At 56.1% G+C, this 20229-nt stretch carries 14 protein-coding genes and 1 pseudogene; 11 read left to right on the top strand and 4 right to left on the bottom strand.

Features of this window, described 5'->3' with window-relative positions; genetic code table 11:
- Positions 1-372 precede the first annotated feature (372 nt).
- From AC1RQ9_RS16485 to AC1RQ9_RS16455, 7 genes are all read left to right on the top strand, one after another.
- Entirely contained in the window at positions 373-741 is a 369-nt protein-coding gene (locus AC1RQ9_RS16485; protein ID WP_485987857.1) for a hypothetical protein, read from the top strand.
- Positions 742-1206: 465 nt separating this feature from the next.
- Complete coding sequence (gene cydD / locus AC1RQ9_RS16480) at positions 1207-2898, top strand: thiol reductant ABC exporter subunit CydD (RefSeq protein ID WP_485987856.1); 1692 nt, start codon at positions 1207-1209, stop codon at positions 2896-2898.
- Complete coding sequence (cydC, locus tag AC1RQ9_RS16475) at positions 2895-4586, top strand: thiol reductant ABC exporter subunit CydC (protein ID WP_485987855.1); 1692 nt, start codon at positions 2895-2897, stop codon at positions 4584-4586. Before cydD ends, cydC begins: the two co-directional genes overlap by 4 nt.
- Positions 4587-4650: 64 nt before the next feature.
- A complete protein-coding gene (locus AC1RQ9_RS16470) occupies positions 4651-6261 on the top strand; it encodes a cytochrome ubiquinol oxidase subunit I (protein WP_485987853.1) in 1611 nt (536 codons plus the stop codon).
- A gap of 14 nt (positions 6262-6275) precedes the next feature.
- Positions 6276-7415, top strand: coding sequence for a cytochrome d ubiquinol oxidase subunit II (gene cydB, locus AC1RQ9_RS16465; protein ID WP_485987852.1), 1140 nt, complete (start codon positions 6276-6278; stop codon positions 7413-7415).
- Positions 7416-7428: 13 nt separating this feature from the next.
- Positions 7429-7623, top strand: a complete 195-nt coding sequence (locus AC1RQ9_RS16460) for a hypothetical protein (protein WP_025812284.1) — start codon at positions 7429-7431, stop codon at positions 7621-7623.
- Between the two features lie 382 nt (positions 7624-8005).
- On the top strand, positions 8006-8701 hold the full coding sequence (locus tag AC1RQ9_RS16455; protein WP_485987851.1) for a hypothetical protein: 696 nt from the start codon (positions 8006-8008) through the stop codon (positions 8699-8701).
- A gap of 95 nt (positions 8702-8796) precedes the next feature.
- Here the strand turns inward: AC1RQ9_RS16455 and nhaA are convergent, their stop codons facing one another.
- The 3 genes from nhaA to AC1RQ9_RS16440 form a co-directional block, all read right to left on the bottom strand.
- Positions 8797-10008, bottom strand: a complete 1212-nt coding sequence (nhaA, locus tag AC1RQ9_RS16450) for a Na+/H+ antiporter NhaA (protein WP_485987850.1) — start codon at positions 10006-10008, stop codon at positions 8797-8799.
- Positions 10009-10097: 89 nt separating this feature from the next.
- Positions 10098-10898, bottom strand: coding sequence for an acid phosphatase (locus AC1RQ9_RS16445; RefSeq protein WP_485987848.1), 801 nt, complete (start codon positions 10896-10898; stop codon positions 10098-10100).
- A gap of 776 nt (positions 10899-11674) precedes the next feature.
- A complete protein-coding gene (locus AC1RQ9_RS16440; protein ID WP_485987847.1) occupies positions 11675-11875 on the bottom strand; it encodes a DUF2905 domain-containing protein in 201 nt (66 codons plus the stop codon).
- A gap of 481 nt (positions 11876-12356) precedes the next feature.
- Here AC1RQ9_RS16440 and AC1RQ9_RS16435 point away from each other — a divergent pair, with 481 nt between their 5' ends.
- The 4 genes from AC1RQ9_RS16435 (at position 12357) to AC1RQ9_RS16420 (ending at position 19626) form a co-directional block, all read left to right on the top strand.
- A complete protein-coding gene (locus AC1RQ9_RS16435) occupies positions 12357-14588 on the top strand; it encodes a TonB-dependent receptor (protein WP_485987845.1) in 2232 nt (743 codons plus the stop codon).
- Between the two features lie 48 nt (positions 14589-14636).
- The gene (locus AC1RQ9_RS16430; protein ID WP_485987843.1) at positions 14637-16088 is read left to right on the top strand and encodes an amino acid permease; all 1452 of its coding nucleotides are present in this window, start codon (positions 14637-14639) and stop codon (positions 16086-16088) included.
- 47 nt (positions 16089-16135) lie between these two features.
- Positions 16136-17425: an NAD(P)/FAD-dependent oxidoreductase gene (locus AC1RQ9_RS16425; RefSeq protein WP_485987842.1), complete on the top strand. Its 1290-nt coding sequence runs from the start codon at positions 16136-16138 to the stop codon at positions 17423-17425.
- Between the two features lie 677 nt (positions 17426-18102).
- On the top strand, positions 18103-19626 hold the full coding sequence (locus AC1RQ9_RS16420; protein WP_485987840.1) for an aminotransferase-like domain-containing protein: 1524 nt from the start codon (positions 18103-18105) through the stop codon (positions 19624-19626).
- Between the two features lie 404 nt (positions 19627-20030).
- On the opposite strand, the pseudogene AC1RQ9_RS16415 reads toward AC1RQ9_RS16420, so the two are convergent.
- Positions 20031-20229, bottom strand: a pseudogene (locus tag AC1RQ9_RS16415) (hypothetical protein); the annotation flags it as partial.

Below are 20229 nucleotides of genomic sequence, written 5' to 3'. Positions count from 1 at the left end.
CCTTGATAAAGACGCCGAGGAAAAAATCGCAGCCCTGCTGGACGATGCCGCCCGGGCGATCGGGCAGGTCTGAAGCCGGTATTGCCCTGACCGGCAGATCAGTCGGTCAGAAAATATTTCCCATAATCATGCCATGTATAGGTCCGAATTTTTCGTGAATTCATGGGATGATTTGTGAGTTTACAAACGATGGTCACTCATGTTCCAGAATATTATATCGATATATGGAACATTAACCGGAATAGTACTTATCAATAAATCTGGTCGATTTTTGATCGGGATATTCCTGATGCTTTTTGTTACATCATTCGACCTTAAATTTTCAGTCACATGACACAATGTATAAAGGGTCGAATTAAAGGATATCATATTATGAAGCGTTCAATTCTTTTCGCACTGGCACTTGGCGCCTCCCTCCCGCTGGCAGCACATGCGCAGTCCGGTGACTGGAATCAGGGCGGTGAACAGGGCGAGCATGGTGGTCACGGTCATCATGGCGGTCGCCATGGCGGCGGCGAAGGCAACCGTGGTGGCCAGGGGGGCGATTTCCAGGGTGGTGGCGACCAGAACGGTGGCCAGGGTAGTGAACGTGGCGGCGAAGGTCGTGGCGATCGGAACGGTGGCTTTGGTGGACAGGGCAACCGCGGCGGCGACAGCCAGAATGGCGGATGGGGTGAACACGGCGGCGGTCGCGGTGGTGACCACAACGGTGGCTGGAACCAGAACAACGGTTCCAACTGATCCACTGCCTCTCCAGAAGGCCCGGCAATATGCCGGGCCTTTTTTATTAAGGGCTGTTTTGTTGGCAGCCATTTCATCAGCGACTGCCTGATCAACGCGATCTGCACGCATATCTGCAGGTTCCATGCCATGGTGGAAAGCAGGGCAGGGCAACTGTCATGCAGGGTGCTGTAGGTGGTTACGGTGTCGCCGGTTTTACGCGGCGGCCTGGATACGTGCCGTTTCAATTCATACGGCAGACCTGCTGGTAGACCAAAAAGTTAATTAAAAATTGTAATTAATGAAATGCACCATTGAGATAATGGTGCGTTTTTTTGTTTGTATGACAGATATTTTTTCAACAAGACCAATATGGTCTCTCTTGACACCATACAGTTACATAATTAACTTAATCATACATACATAAAGTATGTAACTGTTTATACCCTCCGCTGCGTTCGCTGTCTGTGCGCATGGGGCAATGGTGTGAAAGTGGGCATGGAATATTCTAGCGACAGAAGCCTTGCGGGGCTTACGCGGCGCATGGGCCTGTGGCTTGGTGTGGCCGTGCTGCTTGGCGGGGGTGCCGCGGTGCTGCAGGTGCTGCAACTGGCCATGCTGGCGCGCATCGTTTCCGACCTCGCTTTCCATGGCCATGCCTTTGGCGATGAATTCCACGCGTTGGGGCTGCTGCTTGCTTTGCTGGCCGGGCGCGTCCTGCTGCAATGGGCTGCGGATATGGCGGCGGCGGAGGGCAGTCTGCGGCTGACATCCACCCTGCGCGGTGAGTTGCTACGGCATCTGTTTAATGTTGGCCCGGTCGGCATTGCCGGGCAGGCAGCCGGACAGATGGTCACGGCATTGGGGGACGGTATCGCAGCACTGGAACCCTATTTCGCACAATATGTGCCACGTGCCGCCATGATGGTGGTAGTGCCGCTGCTGGTGCTGGCCATGGTGCTGCATCTGGATGGCTGGAGCTTTCTCATACTGGCCTGCACCGGGCCGCTCATTCCCGTTTTCATGGCGCTGGTGGGCTATCGTGCGCAGGCGATCATGGATCGGCAGTGGACACAGCTTCTGCTGCTGGGATCAGCGTTTCTGGATATATTGCAGGGCATGACCACATTGCGGCTGTTTGGCCGCGCGCGGGACAGTGTGGCTGCCATGGCCGGAATGGCGGATGAATACCGCCAGACCACCATGTCTGTCATGAAGGTGGCGTTCCTGACCTCCGCCGTGCTGGAATTCTTCGCCAGCCTGTCCATCGCCCTTGTGGCGGTCGTGTTCGGTTCCCGCCTGCTGGAAGGGAAGGCGGATTTTCAGTCGGCCTTTCTGGTCCTTTTGCTGGCGCCGGAATATTTCATGCCGTTGCGTGCGTTTTCCGCCAGTTATCATGCCCGGCAGAATGCAACCGCAGCCATGACGGGTATCAGCAGGCTGTTTGCCCTGCCGGTCACGTCCATGCAACCTGACGCGCATGAAGCCAGCACTGCGCCGCTGGTATCCGTAACGTGTGAAAACGTAACGGCCGGATACGAAAACGGCGTCCCGGTTCTGTCTGATGTAAACTGCACGTTCACGCGCGGCACCCTGACAGTCGTAACAGGTGAAAGCGGGGCCGGGAAAACCACGTTGACCCGTCTGCTGCTCGGACTGCTGCCGCCGGTGCAGGGGCGTATGACCGCCACGGATGAACACGGCATGACGCCTGCGCACTGGCACGACAGGATTGGCTGGCTGCCACAGCAGCCGCGCCTGATCCATGGCACGGTGGCTGAAAACCTGCGTCTGGCCATGCCTGCTGCCGATATGGATACCCTGAGGCGTGTCGCGGCACAGGCGGATGCCCTGTCCTTTATAGAGGCCCTGCCACAGGGGTTCGATACGCCGATTGGTGAGCGTGGTACGCGTCTGTCCGGCGGTCAGGTGCAGCGTCTGGCGCTGGCCCGCGTGCTGTTGCGCAACCCGCAAATCCTGATCCTTGATGAACCGACAGCCAATCTTGACCCACAGGGCGCACAGCGCGTGGCGGCGGCCATTGCGCGTGCGGCCGCAGGCCGGATCGCCATCGTGATCGCCCATCGTCCCGCCATGATCGCGCAGGCCGGGCAGATACTGCGCATACGCGACGGGCAGGTGTGTGCCGTCCCGTACAGGCTGGAGCATGCGGCATGAACACGTTTCATCGCATCATTGTCCTCATACGGCCCATGCGGCGGGAAATGGCGCTGGGGCTTGTACTCTCCGTTATGGCGTCGCTGGCCAGTTTCGGCCTGCTGTTCCTGTCGGGCTGGTTGCTGGCCGCGGCTGCCGCGGCGGGATTGGGAGGTATTGCCGCGCGTAATGCGTTCAACCTGTTCCTGCCAGCCGTCGGGGTGCGGTTTTTTGCTACCGTGCGTATTCTGGCCCGTTATCTGGAACGCCTGGTTACCCATGACGCGACCCTGCGCCTGATCGGGCGCATGCGGACATGGAGCGTCAGTCGCCTTGCCCCGCAGGCCCCCGCCGTGCTGGCGCGGCATCGTAGTGGGGACATGCTGTTCCGCTTTGTGGCCGATACGGATCGGCTGGGGCAGTTCTATCTGGAGGGGCTGCTTCCCTTTGCCAGTGCTGCCATCTGCTGCGTGGTGTTCGTGGCGGTGACGGGAATGTTTTCCCTGGCTGCCGCCATGGTGCTGGCAGTGGGGCTGGTGGTATGTGGAGGCATGCTGCCGATGGTGGCGGGTGCTGTATCCCGTCGTGCCACGCGCCGGATCAGCCACCAGCAGGACGCCATGCATGCGGACCTGACCGAAGTGCTGCAGGGCATGGGGGAGTTCATGTTCCTCGGCGCTGCGGAAAGCGTGCAGGGGCGCATTGCCGACCGGCAGGCTGATATCCGTCATGCATGCAGGCATGTGGCCCTGATTGAAGGGGGCGCGCGCTGCGCCACGACAATCATCGCCATGCTGGGCGCTGTGGGTATCCTGGCGGTGGCGAGCGGGGCCTGCCGTAATGGTTCGCTGTCAGCTGCCTGCCTGCCCATGCTGGCGTTAGGTGGTCTGGCCGCATTTGATGTGGTCAGTCCGCTGCCTGCCGCACGGCAGTTGCTGGGACAGGTGTGGCATGCGGCGACCCGGGTATTCGCCATGTGCGATGCCCCGCCATGTGTAGCCACGCCTGCAGCCCCCCGGTGCCCCGATGATCCGTCCGGCCTGTCGCTGTCGGGTATCGGGCTGCGTTATCCGGGGGCGGAACGCTGGGTCCTGCGCCATGCGGACCTGTCGGTAGGACAGGGGGAACGCGTGGCCCTGGTCGGGCCGTCCGGCGCGGGCAAAAGCACGCTGGTGAACCTGCTGTTCCGTTTTTACGACTATCAGGAAGGTACGGCCCGTTTTGGCGGCGTGGACCTGAAGGATGTCGATGCGGACATCATGGCGCGACATGTCAGCGTGGTAGCGCAGGACTTTCACCTGTTTCAGGGCAGTATCCGTCGCAACCTGACCATTGCCTGCCCCAGCGCTACGGAGGCGACGATGTGGCAGGCGTTGCGGGTCGCCCGGCTTGATGCCTTCGTGCAGGCGGAGCCCGCCGGTCTGGATACCCTGATCGGGGAAGGGGGTGTGCGCCTGTCCGGCGGGCAGGCGCGACGGCTGGTCGTGGCCCAGGCCGTCCTGCGCGCGCCGTCATGGATCATCCTTGATGAGCCGACCGAAGGGTTGGATGCCGATACCGAGCACGACCTGATGACCGCACTGCTGTCGGCCCTGCCGCCACGGACAACCATCATCTGCATTACCCATAACCCTGCCGTGGCGGCATGGATGGACCGGATGGTGCGTGTCGAAGGGGGCCGGTTTCATGAGGCCGGGAGGGCGCCATGACCCGACGATGACCTGAAACCCGGAAAATCCCCTCACGCCCATACCGAAATCAGGAGACCTGACGGTGGAATTCATTAACCCCGATGTCGTCGATCTGTCGCGCTTCCAGTTCGCGCTGACGGCATTGTACCATTTCATGTTCGTGCCACTTACGCTGGGCCTGACATTCATGCTGGCGGCCATGGAGACGGTGTACGTCGTCACCGGCCGACAGATATACAAGGACATGGCCCAGTTCTGGGGCAAGCTGTTCGGCATCAACTTCGCCATTGGTGTTGCCACCGGCATCACCATGGAGTTCGAGTTCGGCACCAACTGGTCCATGTATTCCCACTTCTTTGGGGATATGTTCGGCACGCCGCTGGCTATTGAAGGACTGATGGCCTTCTTCATGGAGTCCACATTTGTCGGTCTCATGTTCTTTGGCTGGGACCGGCTGAGCAGGCAGGCGCATCTGGCGGTGACCTATCTTGTAGCACTTGGTTCCAACCTGTCGGCGTTGTGGATCCTGATCGCCAATGCCGGGATGAACATGCCCGAAGGCGCGCATTTTGATCCCGAGACCATGCGCATGCAGTTCGAAAGCTTTGTCGACCTGGTCTTCAACCCCGATGCGCAGGCCAAGTTCGTGCATACCTCGGTAGCGGGTTATGTGTCGGCGGCCATGTTTGTCATGGGTATCAGCGCCTTTTACCTGCTGCGTGGCCAGCACCGGCAGTTTGCCGCGCGGTCGTTCCGCATGGCCGCCCTGTTCGGTATCATTTCCACTGTGGCCGTCATCACGCTGGGGGATGTGCTGGGGCGGCTGGATTATGAAAAGCAGCCGACCAAGATCGCTGCGATCGAAGGGTTGTGGCACACCAGCAACCCGCCGTTCGAACCGTGGATCGTCGCTGCCCTGCCCGATGACGCAAAGCAGGAAAATCACTACGAAATTGGTGTGCCGCTGGTCCTGACCCCGCTGATCACCCACACGTTTGACCAGCCCATTACCGGCATGCACGAGCTGGAAGATCAGGCAGGCCCCCGCATACGTTCAGGGATCGACGCGGTTGCCGCACTTCGCCGGTATGGCGTCACCCATAGCGGCACGGACCTTGCGCAGTTTAGCGCGCATGAACAGGACATGGGTTATGGCCTGCTGGCGACCCGGCATGCACCCGGTCAGGATGTCACGGCCATTCCTGCGGATCAGGTTGATGATGTGGTCAGGGCGACGCAGCCCGATATCCTGCCCAATGTGTTCGTCACGTTCTGGTCGTTCCGGCTTATGGTGTTCCTGTCGCTGTGGTTCTTCGCGCTGTTCGCCATTTCGGCCTATCTCAGCCTGAAGCGCAGGCTTGAGCGTAGCCGCCTGCTGCTGAAACTGTGCATGTGGTCGATCCCGCTGCCGATCCTTGCGACCGAGTTCGGTTGGATCACGGCGGAAGCAGGCCGCCAGCCCTGGACCGTGTTTGGCTGGCTGCCGACCTTCCTTTCGGCCTCCAGCCATGGGGTGTCGTACATGGTGTTCTCGCTGATCGGGTTCGTGCTGCTTTACAGCGTGTTCATCGCGGCTGAACTCTACCTCATGTTCAAGTTCGCCCGCCTTGGCCCGGATCATGACAGCATGGAACCGCACGCGCCTGCTGCGTCCAGGGTATCTGCCTTTGACATGCGTCCCATGGCGTCCTGACAGGAAACGGTGAAATGGAACTTTACGCGATACTGAAAATAGTCTGGGCCGCAGTACTGGGTGTACTGTTCATCGGCCTGGGCACCATGGTTGGCATGGATATGGGGGTGGGCACGCTGCTGCGCTTTGTCGGGCGCAATGATGGGGAACGGCGCACCGCGCTGAACATCATCGGGCCCCACTGGGATGGCAACCAGGTCTGGTTCATCCTTGGGGGCGGGGCGATTTTCGCGGCTTTTCCCACGCTGTATGGTACGTCTTTCTCGACCTTTTACGTGGTCATGATTACGCTATTGTTCAGCATGATCCTGCGACCCGTGGCGTTTGAATACCGCTCCAAGGCGGACAGCAGGGTGTGGCGGGCAAGCTGGGACTGGGTGTTTCTGGTGTCCGGCTTCGTACCGATGTTCATTTACGGGGCCGCATTCGGCAACGTGCTGGAAGGGGTGGGATACCACTTCGGATGGACGGGGCAGTACTATCAGGATCAATCCTTCCTGTCCTATCTGCTCAATCCATTTGCCATCCTGTGTGGCCTTATGTCTGTCGGGTTGAGTGTCTATCAGGGTGGAGCGATGCTCATGCTGAGGGCGGATGACCCGATCTGGTCTCGCGCCCGGCGCTATGCCACTGGCGGCGGTCTGGTTGCGGCCACCCTGTTCGTAATCGGCGGTATATGGGTGCAGTTCCTGCCCGGTTTTGTCATGACAGCACCGGTCAACCCCGCCATGCCTGCCAACCCGCTGCATGGGCAGTCGGTGGCAATGGTTGCCGGGGGCTGGATGTACAATTTCCATGCCCATCCCGCCCTGTGGCTGCTGCCGCTTGTGGGGCTGGGCTGCATGCTTGCAGGCGTTGCCATGCTGGCGGCCGGTCGCAGCGTTGCGGGCTGGTGGCTGGGACTGGGCGCATGGGCTGGCACCATCACCACGGTTGGCTGCGCCATGTTTCCGTTCCTGATGCCGTCTTCTACCGCGCCGGACCAGAGCCTGACGGTATGGAACAGCACCGCCAGTGAATATGGCCTTGGCTGCATGCTGGTTGTGGCGGGGATCTTCGTGCCGATCATCCTGTCCTATACGTCGTGGTGTTATTATGTCATGCGCGGCAAGGTCCATACCGCCGATGTCGTGAACGACACCCATAGTTACTGATTGCGAGGTCGTGATGACAAAGCTTCTGCGCCTGGCCGGTCTGGCCGTTGTTCTGGTCGTTTCCCTGCTGTTTGCCGTGTTCGTGGGGGATCAGGGACCATGGTATTTCGCATGGGTGATCGGCACGGTCATGATTATCCTTATTTCCGGGGCGGGTGCGATCATGCTTGATGCCCAGTCCAGTCTTTCACCCGATGGAGAGATCTGATCATGATGGGCGATCTTGAACGGATCATCTTCTTCATCCCGATGATTTACATGGGGCTCTACCTGATTGCCTACCGCTGCGGGCGGCGCTGGTTCCCATGACATGAATGGCGGCGGGTCTTTCTTCATCTCACGCCCGTCGCCGTATCGCGGCATCACCCTGTCGATGATACGCAGCACGCCACCCGGACATCCACGGGTGGCGTGTTCTGTTTTTCACACGATTGTTCCGGCCATATGGACCGGTCGGCAGTGTAGCCTTGAACCGGATCAAAAAAACGGGTTGTGTCTGTTGACCGTGACATATGCCATGCCGGACCGTCCGCGTTGAATGACCCGGTCCCGCTGTGTATGCGCAGCATCACATGTGCAAGGAGCCAGTCGTGCATAATCTCGATTTCAGTTCATGGCACAGCCTTCTGGCGACCGCGATAGGGCTGTCCCTGATTACGCTGATTGGTGTGGGTATCCGGCTGCTTGTCATGGTTGTGGTCCAGCAGCGGCGTGAACGGATGAACCGACAGATCAACGAGCGCCTGCGCACCCTGATCGCCGCCTATCGTACGCTGGGTGGGTCCTTTACCGGTGATCTGGCCGTGGACCCGCGGCACCGGCGGGAATTACGTGTTATGGAAAATGGCGATACGCAGGCATCCGTCCGTCCGGATGAGGGAACGGATACGGCAGGATCCGACCGTGCCCGGCGTATTCGTGACGCCGTGGAGGCGGCTTTGTCGGATATCATCCTGCTGGGAACAGAGGAACACGTCCGGTTGGCCAACCATGCCGCTCGGGAACTGGTGACCGGGCAGCGCGTGCATACGCATGATCTGGTTGTCTCCCTACGGGATTTTATCCGTAAGGCGCTTGATCTTGAACCCATTCCTTCCGACCTTGCCCTCCCGATGCAGGGACCGTCCCGCGCGCAGGGATCAGGGAACCGGGGGAAGGAAGAAGGAAAGAAGGAAGGGGCAGGGGGTAACGCTGGCGGAGGGGGCGGCGGTATGCAGGCAGGTGGCGATATGGCCGTAATGGGTGAAAGCCATATGGACGGTCATGGCAACATCTCACAGCATTGATGGCATGACCTGATTTATGGAAAAGAACATTGCATGGCGCGTCAGTGATAATGTGATGTTCTGTTTGGAAAATGCAGGGTCGGGGTGTCAATCATTCAGGGAACATAAGGCGCGGATGGGCGCGCGGAATGGCCAGCCATGGGCAGAAAACGTAACCAGAGCCAACCGATGGTTGCTGCGATGACCGACCCTGCAAATATCCCCATCTTGGCCAGGGAAACAGTATTTGATGCGGAAAAAGCAAGGCCAGCAATAAATATACTTATCGTAAAGCCAATACCGCAAAGCAATGAAAGCCCGAACAGTGTTTTTATGGATGTGCCGGACGGGAGCGTTGCAATTTTTAGGCGGGCAGCCAGCATTGTCGTCCCGAAAACCCCGACCGGCTTGCCAATGAGCAGGCCAAGCATAATGCCAAGCGGAAGGGGTTCAAGCAGCATGCCCGTACTCATGCCCGCAAGGGAAATCCCTGCATTCATGAAGCCGAACAGTGGTAAAATACCCCATGTTACGACAGGGCCCAGAACGCTGGCTGTCGTATCCAGGGGCGTGGACCGTCTGATATCCCTGCCCGATGATGTTGCAGGCAGGCACAATCCGGTCATGACCCCGGCCAGGGTGGGGTGCAGCCCTGAATTCAGCAATGTAATCCACAGGAATGCGCAACCGGCGGCATAGGGCCAGACTGTTCCGATACCTGCCCTGTTCATGCAGACCAGCGCGGCGGCGATGATGAACGCGGCGATCAGGGCATCTAGGTCAGGGGCGGTCCCGTAAAACAGGGCAATGACGATAATCCCCAGCACATCATCGAAAATGGCCAGCGCCATCAGCCATACCCGGGCGCCGGTCGAAACACGCTGACCAAGCGCCATGATGACCGGCAGGGTAAAGGCGGCGTCAGTCGCCACGGGAATGGCCCATCCGCCTGAAATATCGGGATGGTCATGGGTGACCATAAGGTAGGTCAGCGCAGGTACCATCATCCCGCCTACCGCCCCGATCAGGGGCAGTGCGACCTGCCGGGGGGAGGAAAGGTGCCCGGATATGATTTCCTTTTTGATTTCCAGGATCACCGTCACAAAAAACAGGGTCATCAGGCCGTCCGAGACCCATTCAGCACTATTACACGGCCCATGATTTCCCAGCAGGGAAAGCTTCATCGGCCATGTTATCAAGACTGTGTAATCTGCCTTCCATGGGGAGTTTGCCATGGCAAATCCCAGCACCGATGCCAGCAGCAGAATGGTCGCGCCCCCGGCAGGGGATGCAAAAAAGCGGCGGATATGATTGGAGAACGTGGTCATGCATGCGTATTGCAGGAACTGGAACCCATGGGCAAGAATATGAATGCCAGACACCATGTTGCTTGTTTAATGCATGGTGGGAATGACTGTTACAAAGGTGAGTGGCGGGCAGCGTCCTGTTCTAGGGCACAGGTCCGTTTGCGTGGTCTGGCTGTATTATGCTGCTGTGCCGCAAGTTCTGCACGGGCCTGTTCCATGTCCGCACGAAAATCCGGACTGCCATGCATGGCTGCGATTTCCGCGGCACCAAGCATATAGCCTGCCTGCACGTCACTTTCCCAGTGCACGCCGCATATGATGCGGCTTTCGCCAAAGACACGGCCCCGCTGTAATATCTGTGTTGCCTGTTGGGGCAACAGTTCCGCCAGCACCAGTGCCGTGCTCCAGCCCAGCATCGTATGCCCCGACGGATAGGATCCTGATGTCGCAAGGTGCTCCCGGTCATCTTCCGTGCAGATGGGTTGCCCGTTCCCGACAAATGGACGGGCGCGATGCCAGTAGGACTTGCTTTTACGCATGTCGGTCGTTTCAGATACATCCATCCGGTGTATCAGGGCGGTCAGATGTGGCAGGTTGGCACTGTTGATCGTAAACCCCGCCGCGCACGAAAAGCTGCGTAACAGCGCATCTTCATGCAAATCGGCATCGGATGTGGCCAATGCCCAACGTCGACTGCCCTTGAGCATGCGGGTTGAAGTGAATGCCTGGTCATCCACCATCTGTCGGGCCGTGCCCGGTAGCGGTGGCGGTGGCAGGTATGCTGTCGCATCCGGTTGCGTGGCAGGCGTGAAATACCCGATTTTATCATCATTCGTTGAAAGGGGTTCTGCCGCAATGCCCGTACCCGGTGAAAGGGACAGGATGATGCAGAACAGTACTGCATGCGCCATGCATTTATACAGGAAACAGTGCCTGGTCCGCGTAAAATTACCACGGGTTTCCGTATTGCGTGTTCTCGCGGTGTGGGAATGGAATGGAAAAGGATGTCGCATTGCAGGCTCGTCTGAATGAATCACAGGGAAGGGCAGCGGGAATATTCAGGAGTATAGGCGCAATATGGATGCCATGACCGTGTCTGGCACTGAAAAATGACGTATATCATGTTGATGGCCGCCCTTCATATGTCAGGTTTCCTGTCTGCAGGCATTAAAGGTAGTCATGACAGTTTGACAGGCATAATGCCGTTCTTCCCGTCAATACAGTGTAATCTTCACGAAACTGTCACAAATTTTTCGTGATGAGATACCTTACACAGCAACAGTCTTTTTGGATGAACCCAAACGGGGCGATAAAGCTGTTGACTGAAAACCGGTTGTCCTGTCGGCAGGACTGGTTGCGCCTGTACTGCCGCGTAAGTGCCGATTTCTTCATTCGATGCCGTGCATCCTTTTCCACATGATCTTACAGTTCATGCTTCCTATAGCCAGTTTCTGGGGCGGCCCGCACCGGGGCAGATCGCCATGACGATATCTGAAAGTTGTGGTGATGATGGCGCGGGTGTCGTTGACTGTGCTTTGACCATGGCCCATGGCAGGCACGCTGTCTTCCTGCAAAACCGGGCGTGCATGAAAGTAAGAAACAAACATCTTATTATAAGACTGTAATCCCATGTCGCCGTATTGAGTGGAGCAATATTTCCATTTTGGAAAAGAGGTTGCCTGCGACGTTATCGCCTGATGATCCACATCACGAATGAAAATATGACACTTGCAAGCACGCAGGTCGTAACGGGAATATAGACAGTAAAATTCTGCCTCTGTATCAGGATATCTCCCGGTAGCCTGCCAAGCGGCAGGCGCGAAAGCAGGGGCCAGCACAGGCCTGCCAGAAGAAGGAGCAGGCCGATGGCAATCAGAATGCGGGGCATGGGAGGTTATCCATAACTGGTCAGTCAATCTGTCTATGTGTTACAAGATGGATATGACCCCGTCGGGATACAACCTGACGACCTGTCCCTATAACGCCATGACAGGTTCATGGCGGCCAGCTCATGGCAATATGCCCCCATTTCCGTTCTTGTAATCAGTGCACTAGGTAAGTGCTGGATGCATTGCACTGTCATGCTGACTGCATATGTACACGATCGGGCATGCGGACCCAAACTGTCTATATACGATATGGTGCTTATTCGGAATGATCTGGATGCGCAATATTCGTGTGGTCTGCTCCCGGCTGACTGAAGCCTTATTGCCTTGGAAACATTTTTTGGGACGAAAATGGCAGGAATGGTCAGAAAATTGCCCTTGTGTGGTGTTCTTCTTGCAGCGACGGCGCTTGACTGTCAGATGGCTTGGGGGGCAGACCTGACGCATACGGATCATGGTCATAATCCGGCGAGCAAGGGCCATATGGCAGTCAGGCATGCGGAAGGGGCGCGTCCTGTCGAATCCCTTTCCGTCAGCGCGCGCCGTAATGTCTCGCATGGCACGGAACAGCGCATGGGCCAGAAGGTCATGCAGCAGTTCGTGGCGGGAACGAACCCCATGAAAATACTGGCGGCGCGCACGCCAGGGCTAAGCTTCAGTTCCAGTGATGCGCTGGGGCTGGATGGATGGTCGAGCAGTCTGTACATGCGTGGGTTCTACTGGAACAATATCGGCATGACGCTGGACGGCATTCCGCTGAATGACCAGTCCTATGCAACGCTGAACGGCCTTAACCTATCGCAGGCCATCATCACAAACAATATCAGCGGTATGTCTGTATCACAGGGTGGTGGTTCGGTTGATACCATGTCCACCACCAACCTGGGTGGCGCCATCCAGGTCACCAGCGCCAATCCGTCTGACAAGATGGGTGGCGACGTATCGCAGATGTTCGGCAGTAACGCTTCTTTCCGTACTTATGGGCGGTTTGATACGGGTGCCATGAACAGCACCGGGACCAAGATGTATATCGCCTATGCCCGCTCCGATACGCATAAATGGAGGGGCTATGGTGACCAGTTGCAGCAGCAGGCGGAAGCGAAGCTGGTGCAGCCCGTAGGAAAAGACAGCAGCATTTCCGGTTTCATGAGCTGGGCAAACAACTCCCAGTGGGGTTACGTCGATCAGTCGCTTACTGAAATCAAGAACGGCGGCTGGAGTGATGATTACCTGTACCCCAATTATGGCGCTGCCTATAAGCAGGCCCAGAAATATGGCGGCGATGCACAGTTGTATGATGGTGGCCAGCATCAGGTCGACTACCTCGGTGGTCTGACGTTTGATATGGCGATGACCAAGAACCTGCATTGGAAAACCCTGTTCTACGGTAATAGTCAGGTCCTTTATTCCACCTATGCAGATCCCGGGCAGTCTTCGCAGGTGCTGCCGGGTGCGACAGAGGCAGCCCCTTTGTCCGAGCAGGTCTGGCAGTCCCACCAGGTGCGTTATGGTATGACGTCATCCATAAAATACAATATTGCGCATAATACGTTCCAGACAGGTATCTGGCTGGAAAACAACAATCAGGAAATGGGTCAGTATTTCTATAACGAACCATCCCTGTCCAGTGGCCTTGCGCCGCTCAAGACGATCGGGCCGTACAATACGTATGGCCGCGCCTTCCTCAGCCCGTATGATTTCAAATGGACTACGGATACATTCCAGTATTTCATGTCCGATACGTATCATGTGCTGCATAACCTGGATATCCATGCCGGTTTCAAGTCCATGATCACCACGACATCGGGTGGGGCGCAGTATAATGACGCTGCCTATACCGGTGCATCCGCGCTGGCTAATGGCAGCATGACGGCGGCGGCGGCCTTCCTGCCCCACGTCAGCGTGAACTGGCGTTTCCTGCCCGGTCATGAACTGTATTTTGACGTGGCCGAAAACATGCGTGGCTATGGTGTCCAGTCCTGGGGTTCAGCCGGGCAGGCGTCGCTGTGGGCGGTGCAGGACCAGGCGACCTTCCGTAAACTGCAGGGTTCGACGCCCGCGGAACGGGACTGGGTCTATCTTGTCGGCTATCGTTTTAACGACAAATACGCCGATTTCTCGGTTGATGCCTACCACGTCAACGACAACCATCGCCTTCTGGAAGTGAATGCGGGCACGTTGAACAACCCGGTCCTGTCGGTACAGCAGACCGATATTTCCATGTATGGTGTTGACGCCACGCTGACATTGCACCCGTTCCAGAGCGGTGTGATGAAGGGACTGTCGATGTTCAACAGCATCAGCTACAATCATGCTACTTATGGTAGTAATCTTGAATCGGCTGGTCATGTTTATGATGTCAATAAAAAGAATATCGTAAACTATCCCAAGTTCATGTATAAATCCAACCTGACATATGCATTCCATCGTGCGGAAGCGCATATTGACGCCAATTATTATTCCCGCCGCTACTATAGCTATACCAATGATACATCCGTGCCGGGTTACTGGCTGGTTACCATGGGCGCACGTTACCGCTTTGGCGATTATGGCCCCCTGAAAAACCTGACCCTCGATTTCAGCGTATATAATATTACGAATACGAAATATATCTCTATGATGGGTGAAAACGGTAACCCGATGTCTGGCGATCTGTATTCTGTCGAACGTGGTGCGCCACGACAGTATTTCGGAACGATCAGCGCGCATTTCTAAGCGCTGGACCGGGGCCGGGATCATCTGTTGGGAATGGGGTAAGAACGTATGAACAGCCTTTCACCGCCTTCGCCCAAGGTAAAGACGGCTCCGGAGAGTGCGGTGCTCAAGGACCGGCACGTTTCCATGATCTCGATTGGGGGGGTGATTGGGGCCAGTCTGTTCGTGGGATCGGCTACGGCCATTTCCACGGCTGGGGCCGGGGTACTGTTTTCATATTTTCTGTGTGGTCTGCTGGTCATGTGCGTGACGCGGATGCTGGGGGAAATGACTGTTGCTTCCCCCGATACCGGTTCGTTTGTCGGGCAGATCCGCCGGGGTTTGGGGCTGCGGGTCGGGTTCATCGCGGGATGGATCTACTGGATCATGTGGGCTACCCTGCTGGGGCTGGAGGCAATTGCTGCCGCCAGTTTCCTCAGCCCCTACCTGCCGCTTCCCTATCTTGTCATCGAATTGCTGGTGATCGGGATCATGACAGGGGTCAACCTGTTTTCCGTAAGGGGGTATGGGGAATTCGAGTACTGGTTCTCGGTTCTCAAGATCACCACGATTGTGGTTTTTATCCTGATTGGCGTTTCTGTCCTGTTTGGCGTGAAAGGTGCAGCCAGCCCGGGCGGGGCGCTGTTTTCCGCCGCCGGCTTGATACCGCACGGCCTGTTTACCCTGCTGGCGGTCATTCCCGGTATCATGCTTTCCATGGCGGGATCGGAAATAACGACCATCGCCGCATGCGATAGTCATGACCCGGCGGGTAACGTGGCCCGGTCCACCCGGACGGTGGTGCTGCGGATCATGATTTTCTATCTTGTATCCATAGGGCTTATTATCTTCCTGCTTCCGTTGTCGCGTGTCGTGCCTGGATATTCGCCTTTTCTGGCGACGCTGGAATATATCGGCGTGCCGTTTGCATCGGCCATGATGACGGCCGTCATGCTGATCGCAACACTGTCGGCCCTTAATTCAGGTATATACATAACATCACGTATTCTGTGCGAACTGGCGGAAAATGGTGATGCGCCCCGTACCTTTCTTCAGCGCAACGCGAAGGGTACGCCCGTGCGTGCCATCCTGTGTGGCTGTGTGGTCGCGGTTATCGTGGCGCTGGTGGGTATGATGGCGCCGGGACGGGTATTCGGTTTTCTGGTCAGTGCGAGTGGCACCTTCATCCTGTTTGACTATGTACTGATTGTCGTGGCGCATATCCGCCTGCGTCGCGCCTGTATGGCCAGGGGGGAGCCGCCTGCGCTTCCCATGTGGGGGTTTCCATTCCTGTCATATGGGATACTGGGTGCGTTGCTGGCCACGCTGGTCACCATGTTCTTTGCTACTGAACATACGCGTCAGGAAATCGTGCTGAGCACGATCAGTCTTGGCATCATCATCGTGATCGAAAACTTCTCTTTTGGACGTTGGCGCCGTAACGGATACGCACAGGCGGCCCAGGCAGGGCACAAGGCAACCGTTCCGGTGGGGGCGTCCGATACATCACGTCTTTCGTGATAATCTGAACCCGATCTTTCAGGGTTCATGGTGGAGTACACGTAGTCATGGCTTCCATTTCATATAAATCCTTTCCCCCCAGCCTGTATGCGGCTGTCAGCCCGCCCGGACCGGTTACGACCGCATTGCAGGGGGAGCACATATGTGAAACCGTTCTGATTGGCGCAGGCTTTACCGGCCTGTCGGCAGCGCTGCACCTTGCGCAGACAGGATCTGAAGTCATGGTGCTGGAAGCCAATGAGATCGGCTGGGGCGCATCGGGTCGTAATGGTGGACAGGTCAATCCCGGTCTCAAGACCCTGCCGTCCGAGGTCGAGCGTGACCTTGGTCCCCATGGGGCAGCACTGGCCGATGCAGCATGGGAGGCCCCTGACCTTGTATTTGACCTGATCGAGAAATACGGCATCAAATGCGATGCGGCGCGTGGTGGCACGATCCGCGCGTCTACGGCAGAGGGGCAGCTTCCCCATGAACAGAAACTGTTCAATGAATGTCGTGACCGTGGCGGGCCAGTAACCTGGCTGGATCGTACGGACATTGCCACCCGAACGGGAACCGGCCGTTACTGTGGTGGCTTTGTTGACGCGCGCGGGGGGCAGGTCAATCCACTGGCCTATACGCGTGGGCTGGCGCAGGCTGCGATTGATAACGGTGCGATTATCCATGCCAATTCGCCCGTCATATCCCTGCGCCGTGCAAACGGGAAATGGCTGGTCAGGACACCGCATGGTAGCGTAAACGCCAGACACGTCGTCTTTGCCACCAATGGGTATACAGGACGGTTGTGGAACCGCCTGCGCCGCACTCTTGTCCCTGCTTACAGCGCCATTATCGCGACGGATCCGCTGCCTGCCCCCTTTGTAGAGCGCATTCTTGCCGATCGTGAAGTCGTGTATGAAATGGGCGAACTGGTGACATATTACCGGATTGATGGTGCGGGGCGCCTGCTTATTGGTGGGCGGTCAGCATCCCGCGATCTGTCTGGTCCCGCGACATTTCCGTTCTTGCAGAAACATGCCTGCATGCTGTGGCCATTCCTGAAGGGGGTTGCATGGCGGTATGGATGGAACGGCCAGATTGCCATTACTCTTGACCATTATCCCCACTGGCATGAACCGATTGAGGGGATCATGGCCTGTGTAGGGTATAATGGCCGCGGGGTAGCGATGGCGACCCTGATGGGACGTGAGATCGCACGCCGGATCAGTGGGGTTCCCGCTGAGGAAATCCTGCTGCCGGTTTCACCCTTGCGTCCCATCCCCGCGCATTTTGGCTGGCGTCTGGGGGTTGCGGGGGCGGTGCTACGGGGAAGGATTCTGGACGCACTGGCAAAGTGAACAGTTAACACGACCCTGACCGAAGGCGCTGTGGCATCAGGGAACAATATAGGTCTTATCGGCAGGCCGGTCTGTTGGGAGCTATGTTCCTTCCTGCTGGCTTAGGGAGGCATTCGGGACTGGCGGAAGGTGTAGGTGCCGCAATTTCTCAAAGGGTGAATGACTGGGGACCTGTTCGCAGGTCCTTCAGGCCTTGATCGCGATGGTCCGTCATTTGACGACCATGTTGGAGGCACTGTTGTGAACGGACTGCCTGTTTGTATAAAAAAATATAGAGAAGTTTTTGATGAAAATTTTCAAAAATATTTAAAAAATATAATTCTAAGCAGCATTTAAATCGTAATTTATTTAAAATAAATTAAAAATCACAAGATATAAAAATATTATTGATATATTGTTTAAGTATTACATTACAGATGCCTGTGAAAATAAGGCTGCAGGAGAGGCCATCAGATGGCCCCATAGCGCGCTGATTACGAAAATTCATGCCATCTTTACAGCTATGAAAATAATCCTGTCGGAAAAACCTGTAACAGGCTGAATTCGTTCAGGGTCATCGCACGGCGATGTGACGGGGCCTTTGTGGCAATGATCCGGTTCGCATTTTTAATGGATAACACATCATAAGGCATCGCCGGCCAATTTGTTGCCAATTCAGATCGATTGATATATACAGTTTGGTATGCTGGCCTGAAGAAGGCGGTACTGACGATATATGCATTGATTACGCAGAAGGGGCAGGAATATATGAAAGCTTTGACCTGCATATCAGATTTTCATATATCATTATGAATATTAATATAGACAATTCGAGTGCAGTTCCGCTGGTTAACCAAATTGTTTCCGGTATCCGCGATCTGATTCTGGGCATGAAGTTGCAGACAGGTCAACGGTTGCCTTCGGTGCGGCAACTGGCGGAACAATGCGGGGTCAGTACGCTCACTGTTTCCAATGCCTATAATAAGCTTGTGGCGGAAGGATTGCTGGAAGCACGACGGGCGAGGGGATATTTCGTAACCCATAACAATACCCTCAACCGGACACTGATCACCACGGCCACGCTGGTGGACAGGTCGGTGGATTCACGTTGGCTGCTACAAAGCGCGTATGAGGACAAGGCGCCTGTTATCAAGGCCGGTTGTGGCTGGCTGCCCGAAAGTTACCTGTTTGTGGATGCGATCAAGCAGGCCCTTGTTTCATTAGGGCGCAAGCCGCCGTCTTCCATTTTTGAATATGGCAACCCGTATGGCTATACGCCGCTGCGACACAGTATCCAGCTTATGCTGGCACAGCGAAAGATACGGACATGCGACGCTGGCATCATCCTGACGCACGGGGCAAGTCAGGCGTTGGAACTGTCCGTGCGGGCCTTCACCCGCAAGCAAGATACCGTGCTGGTGGACGATCCAGGCTATTGTAACCTGAATCCCGCATTGCAGGGACTGGATCTAAATGTGGTCGGGGTGCCGCGCACATTTGATGGGCCGGATATTGAACGTCTTGAATATCTTGCGCGGCTGCATCAACCACGGCTGTTCATTACCAATACAATCCTGCATAATCCGACCGGGACCAGCTGTTCACCGTCAAATGCTTTCCATATTTTGAATCTGGCGGAAAAATACAATTTTCTTATTGTCGAGGATGATATATTTTCCAGCCTGACAACAGACATTACGACAAACTTGGCCTATCTGGACCAAATGCGGCGTGTGATACAGGTTGGCAGTTTTTCAAAAACGATCGCACCGGGCGTAAGGGTCGGGTTCACCGCATCGCATCCCGAACTGGCACAGGTTATCCTGCGCCAGAAAATGGCCAGCAGCCTGACAACATCCGGGATTAATGAATATGTTATTCACAGTATCATCAAGGATGGGAAATATCGTCATCATCTGACACGCCTGAAAGAACGTCTGGAACGCATGCAGGCCAGCGTCGGTCGAGCGCTTACCAATATTGGCATGCGGCTGTACTTCCGGCCCCCCGGGGGTATGTTTGTCTGGGCACGGTTTGACAGGGATGGGATCAACATGCAGGCACTGGCACAGTCCGCGGCAGAGGAGGATATTCTTCTTGCGCCCGGTTATCTTTTCCGGCCGAATTATGAACCTTCCCCATGGATGCGCTTTAATGTCGCGCATTGTAATAACCCATATCTTTTTGATTTTCTTAAAAAATATCAGGATAATCATTTTTAGGTGAAATTTATACAGTTAATGCTTTTGTATATTTTTCACAGATCCGAATGGCTGGTTTTACTATTTTCCTGACAGGTTAGGCATGCTGCTGTAGAAGAAAGCGGTTTAACAGCTAACCTGATAACTGGCACAAATCCGTGACGCATCCACATGCACTATGCGCAGGTAAGGCACCTGCTCATATGGCCAATAACGGTATTAGGGATATGGTCCTGATACCGTTGTCGTCACATAAACTCTCAGCAAAAAAAACAGGGAACTTTCCTTGTGGGTGGATGTAAAAGGGGAGCGCACCAAATTGCCCCATTGGTGGAAACATACATGATCGCGAAATCTGGTGTATGGAGTTGCCATCCCGGTCGGAGCGGAGGCGTGGGGACATATTGCCTGTGGCGACATAAAGGTCAGCTTTCCTTTCCCCCGCATTGCATGGGTGGCACGTCATCAGGGGCTAGACATGCAGCATGGTCGCTGTCTGTCACGTAATCCTGCAGTCCCTGCGCTTCCTGTTCTGCATTTCTGGCACGCAGTTTGACAATATTCCCGATGCTGACCAACCCGACAAGCTTTCTTTGAATCACATACAAACGCTTTAAAAAAGCA

The organism is Komagataeibacter ossonobensis, from assembly GCF_057359305.1.
This window is presented reverse-complemented; position numbering and strand designations above follow the sequence as displayed.

Bases quoted from the DNA above. Each gene is read 5' to 3' on its own strand.
- AC1RQ9_RS16485 (WP_485987857.1), top strand. From the start codon at position 373: ATGAAGCGTTCAATTCTTTTCGCACTGGCACTTGGCGCCTCCCTCCCG.
- cydC (WP_485987855.1), top strand. From the start codon at position 2,895: ATGAACACGTTTCATCGCATCATTGTCCTCATACGGCCCATGCGGCGG.
- cydB (WP_485987852.1), top strand. From the start codon at position 6,276: ATGGAACTTTACGCGATACTGAAAATAGTCTGGGCCGCAGTACTGGGT.
- AC1RQ9_RS16460 (WP_025812284.1), top strand. From the start codon at position 7,429: ATGACAAAGCTTCTGCGCCTGGCCGGTCTGGCCGTTGTTCTGGTCGTT.
- nhaA (WP_485987850.1), bottom strand. From the start codon at position 10,008: ATGACCACGTTCTCCAATCATATCCGCCGCTTTTTTGCATCCCCTGCC.
- AC1RQ9_RS16445 (WP_485987848.1), bottom strand. From the start codon at position 10,898: ATGGCGCATGCAGTACTGTTCTGCATCATCCTGTCCCTTTCACCGGGT.
- AC1RQ9_RS16440 (WP_485987847.1), bottom strand. From the start codon at position 11,875: ATGCCCCGCATTCTGATTGCCATCGGCCTGCTCCTTCTTCTGGCAGGC.
- AC1RQ9_RS16435 (WP_485987845.1), top strand. From the start codon at position 12,357: ATGGCAGTCAGGCATGCGGAAGGGGCGCGTCCTGTCGAATCCCTTTCC.
- AC1RQ9_RS16430 (WP_485987843.1), top strand. From the start codon at position 14,637: ATGAACAGCCTTTCACCGCCTTCGCCCAAGGTAAAGACGGCTCCGGAG.
- AC1RQ9_RS16425 (WP_485987842.1), top strand. From the start codon at position 16,136: ATGGCTTCCATTTCATATAAATCCTTTCCCCCCAGCCTGTATGCGGCT.